Annotated in this window: 4 protein-coding genes; 1 reads left to right on the plus strand and 3 read right to left on the minus strand. The window is 75.6% G+C overall.

What is annotated here, in order from left to right; all coding sequences use genetic code 11:
• Positions 1-163: 163 nt before the first annotated feature.
• Complete coding sequence (locus tag ACFV61_RS08660) at positions 164-736, minus strand: hypothetical protein (RefSeq protein WP_380490755.1); 573 nt, start codon at positions 734-736, stop codon at positions 164-166.
• A gap of 261 nt (positions 737-997) precedes the next feature.
• On the opposite strand from ACFV61_RS08660, the gene ACFV61_RS08665 reads away from it, so the two are divergent.
• The gene (locus tag ACFV61_RS08665) at positions 998-1738 is read left to right on the plus strand and encodes a DUF6348 family protein (RefSeq protein ID WP_380490757.1); all 741 of its coding nucleotides are present in this window, start codon (positions 998-1000) and stop codon (positions 1736-1738) included.
• A gap of 34 nt (positions 1739-1772) precedes the next feature.
• On the opposite strand, the gene ACFV61_RS08670 is transcribed toward ACFV61_RS08665, so the two are convergent.
• Both ACFV61_RS08670 and ACFV61_RS08675 read right to left on the minus strand, forming a co-directional pair.
• On the minus strand, positions 1773-1970 hold the full coding sequence (locus ACFV61_RS08670) for a hypothetical protein (RefSeq protein WP_063347574.1): 198 nt from the start codon (positions 1968-1970) through the stop codon (positions 1773-1775).
• A gap of 500 nt (positions 1971-2470) precedes the next feature.
• On the minus strand, positions 2471-3610 hold the full coding sequence (locus ACFV61_RS08675) for a PP2C family protein-serine/threonine phosphatase (protein ID WP_063351101.1): 1140 nt from the start codon (positions 3608-3610) through the stop codon (positions 2471-2473).
• Between the last annotated feature and the right edge of the window lie 506 nt (positions 3611-4116).

The following is a 4116-nucleotide window of genomic DNA, read 5'->3' on the forward strand; positions in this document are numbered from 1 at the left end:
GCGGGGGGTTTATATTTTGGACCCCCATTTTCAAAAAAAACCCCCCCCGTGTTTTCTTACGCCGCCCCCCGAACCCGGCCCGGCCCCGGGGGCTCCCCCCCCCCGGGGGGCCGTTGGCGTTTCCGGGCGGTCCTCCCGGCCCCGCGAGGCCGGGCGGGCCGGTTCAGAGTCCGAGCCGGGCGGCCCGGGCGGCCGCCCGGTCGAGCAGCCGGTGGACGTCGGCCTCCCGGGTGGCGGGGCGGTCGTTGTACTCGTCCGGGGAGTGCGCCGGGCGGCCGGTCGCGTGCAGCACCTCCATCAGCTGGACCCGGGCGGTGCGCACGGTGGCCGGGGTGCCGTAGCCGTGCGCGAGGACGGCGGCCTGGGCGCCGAGCAGGCAGACCCGGCCGCGTGCGTCCCACATCGCGCCCTGCAGCCAGCCGTGGGCACCGATGTAGCGGGAGGCGAGCCGCAGGTGGTCGGCGGCGCTGACCGGCACCGGGCGGGCCGGGCGGCGCCGCGCCCGGTCGAGCAGGGTGGCCCGGGGCGCCGGGTGGCCGGCGCACCACGGCCGCACGGCGGTGCCGTGGGGGCAGACGTACGGCACCGGGCGGCGCGCGGGGGCGGGCAGCGAGGCGAGGTAGGCCTCGATCTCGGCGGCCAGGCCGGAGCCGTCCGGGCCCGCCAGGAGGGGCGGAAGGGGTGCCGGAGGGGCCGCCAGGAGCAGCGGAGGGGGTGTCGGGGCGGCGCGGGTCATGCGGGCTCTCCAGGCGGGCGGTAGGGCCCCGGCCGGCGGCCACGGGGCGGTTCCGCTTCCCAAAGTGGTGCATTCCAGACATTTCCGCGACTGGAGAACCGGGGAGGCCGGACGGTTTCCCGCCTGGCTGCCGGGCCGATAGCCTCGGCGGCGTTCGAGCGCAGTTCGAGCGGGAGCTCACCCGCCGCGCTCCGAGGTGGAGGAGTCCCGGTGCGTCCCCAGGAGCGGCTGGCCGTCATACAGCGCTGTGTCGTCCGGGAGATGGCACGCCTCGGACAGGAGTTCAGCGCCGACGGCGAGGTGGTGCGCGGCCCGGGGACGACGGCGGTGGCGGTGCGCGAGCACCCCGGGAACGACGGCGCCGGCCACGTCGACCTCGGCTACGTGCTGCACCTGGGCCGGGCGGACGCGCCGGTGGTGTGGGACTGCGCGGCCGGCCTCGGCAAGACCGAGGAGGAGAAGCTCGCCAACGCGGTGAAGATGTGGGCGACCACCACCGCCTCGGTGCTGGTCGAGCTGACGGACGGGCGCGGCGTGCACGCCGACCACGCGGACCACCCCGAACTCCCGGGCTGGCACGCCGTCCAGGGGCCGGCGGCGGTGTTCGGCTTCGGCAACGAGCACCTGGCGGGCTGGCTCGCCGAGCACCGGGTGCTGCCGGCGCTCGCGCCCGCGCTGCGGCCGCAGCTGGCCGGGCCGGGGCCGGTCGGGGTGAAGCTCTTCCTGGGCGGGAAGGCGGGCGACGACGTCGCCGAGGTCCGGGTCGACGGCGAGGTGTCGGAGGCCGCGTCGGCGGCGCTGCGCGCGATGGACTGGCCGCGGGGCGAACGGCTGTGCTGGGCGCGGCTGTTCGTGCTGTTGACGGCCGAGCGGGCGGCGCCGGGGCAGGCCGCGGCGGCGGGTGCCGCGGCACCCGCGCCGATGCGCGCCCCCGCCCCGGCGGCGGCCCGCCCCCGGGGACTGTTCGCTCGCTGGCGGGAGGCCAGACGGGCCGGCCGGTGATCCCCTCGCGGGGGTCGCGGACGGCCCGGCCGGGTCAGCCGCCGGTGATGCCCGAGATGCTGTGGGCGAGGTTCGCCAGCAGGGAGTTGATCGAGCCCGCGACCGTGGTCTCGTGCAGCATGAAGCCGAACAGGGCGGCGATGATGCCGTGCGCGATCTTCAACTGCTTGTTGCGGATGAAGATGATGCACAGGATTGCGAACAGGACCAGCGCGGAGACGGAGAGTGCCACCCGGACTCACTTCCTCGTTTCATAGCGTGGTGCCGCCGCCCGGCGGCACCTGCGAAGCCGGACCCCGGCCTGTCCGACGGTCCCGAGGCGGAATCGCGGATCGACCGGCACACCACCGGCGAGGGAGCCCGGCGCGGTCGAACGTTGTCTGCCGTGCCGCACGTGACGCCCCCCATCCCCCGAATCCTGAACAGTCCCGCCCGGACTCAGTGTGGTCGACCGTGCCGATTGCGTAAAGGTCTGACAGTCAGCCCAACGCCGATATCCTGCGATGCGAGACGAGTTTCCGCCGACCGGGACGATAGCGGAGCCGTTCTGACGAATCGTCGCCGGGGCGGCGCTGAGCGGCCGGAAGGCGGCCGGAGACGGGTAACGGAAGCCGCAGGTCCGGTCAGCCGACGGGGCGGCCGATTTGGCCGAAGATCGGCTGCCCGGCTTGACAGCAGGTGCCCGCGGCATGTGCCGGTCCGTCCGGTGACGGACGGCCGGGGCGAGGGGCGTCAGTCGCGCCAGAGCAGCAGGACCGCGCGGTCGTCGTTGATGTCCCGGGCCACCGTCTCGATCAGCGCGGCCGCCGCACCGGCCCCCGCGCCCGGACCACTGCCGGGCACCAGCCGGTCCGCCTCCCCCATCAACCGGTCCATCCCCTCGGAGAGGTCCCGGCCCGGCTCCTCGACCATGCCGTCGGTGCACAGCATCAGCACGTCGCCGCGGTTCAGCCGGCCGCGCACCCCGTCGAACTTCGCGCCGTCGTAGATCCCGAGCAGCGGGCCCTCGGCCTCCTTGACCTCCCAGCGCCCGGCGCCCGCCAGCCGCTGCATCCCCGGCAGGTGCCCGGCCGACAGCAGCTCGTACTCGCCGGTGTCCAGGTCCAGCACCAGGTGGACGGCGGTCGCGAAGCCCTCCTCCCAGGACTGGCGCAGCAGGTAGCCGTTGGCGGCGGGCAGGAAGTCGTGCGCGGGCAGCGAGCCCACCAGGCCGCCGAAGGCGCCGGAGAGCAGCAGCGCGCGGGAGCCGGCGTCCATGCCCTTGCCGGAGACGTCCGCGAGGACCACCTCCAGCAGCCGCTGGCCCGGGCCGGTGCGGGCGGCGACCACGAAGTCCCCGGAGAAGGACTGCCCGCCGGCCGGGCGCAGCGCCATGTCGGCGTGCCAGCCGTCCGGGAGCTCCGGCACCCGGCTCTGCACCCGCAGCCGCTCGCGCAGGTCGAACAGCATGGTCGAGCCGCCCCACCAGGGCACGCCGACCCGGGCCCGGAACTGGGCCAGCAGCAGGCCGCCCACCCCGGCGGCGCCGACCACCAGGGCCGCGCCCGGGGTGACGCCGTAGACGTAGGCCTCGGGGTTCTCGCTGGCCACCCGCTGGCCGGTGTGGATCACCGACTCGGCGGACAGGCCGAGCGCCGCCAGCGCGTACAGCACCACCAGGCTGCCGGGGCGCAGCAGCAGCGCGCCGGCCAGGATCGGCAGGACCAGCGCGGTGGGCGGGGCCCAGGCGGGGATCCAGATGTTGAGCAGGATCAGCAGCGGGACGAGCAGGGCGAGGGCGCAGAGCACCGGCCAGTCGGCGGCGCCGCCGCGGAAGTAGTCGACACCGGCCGTGCGCAGCCTTCGGCGGACCCGGCGGAGCCTCCTGCGCAACCGGGCCGTCACGGGTCCGGACGCCGTGGCGGCGCCGGGCCTCGTCGCAGTCGTCTGGGGCGGTGCGCCCGGCGGTCTGCCAGCCATGGGGCCCGACCTTATCCACGGGCACCGCCCGGCGTCGACGGGCCGGACACGAGCGGGTGCGCCGTGGCGCGGGCCCGTCAGTCGGTTTCGGCCGATTGCCGCGACGGCGGGCGCGGCGTCAGGAGGCGTGCGCCGGTTGGGCGTACGAACCACGCGGGCGGCGCACGCGCCCCGCGCGCACCGGCGCCGGCGCGCCCGGCCCTGTGGCCGATGACACAGCCGTACGGGCCCGGGAACGGCGGCGGCCACGGTGACCACGGGCACAGGAATAGTGTTCGGCGGCGCGGCGGTACGCCACGACTTCAACAGCATCGAGGGCGAACCGGACGGCGTCGGCGATCTCCTCACCCTCAACTCCTCCGGCGGGCTGAGCTACCAGCACGGCGTGGGCAACGGCAAGTTCTCCGAGAAGACGACCG

The organism is Kitasatospora sp. NPDC059817 (assembly GCF_042731835.1).
GTDB lineage: Bacteria > Actinomycetota > Actinomycetes > Streptomycetales > Streptomycetaceae > Kitasatospora.

Excerpts from the sequence above, each read along its gene's own strand:
- ACFV61_RS08660 (WP_380490755.1), bottom strand. The coding sequence starts at position 736 with ATGACCCGCGCCGCCCCGACACCCCCTCCGCTGCTCCTGGCGGCCCCT.
- ACFV61_RS08665 (WP_380490757.1), top strand. The coding sequence starts at position 998 with ATGGCACGCCTCGGACAGGAGTTCAGCGCCGACGGCGAGGTGGTGCGC.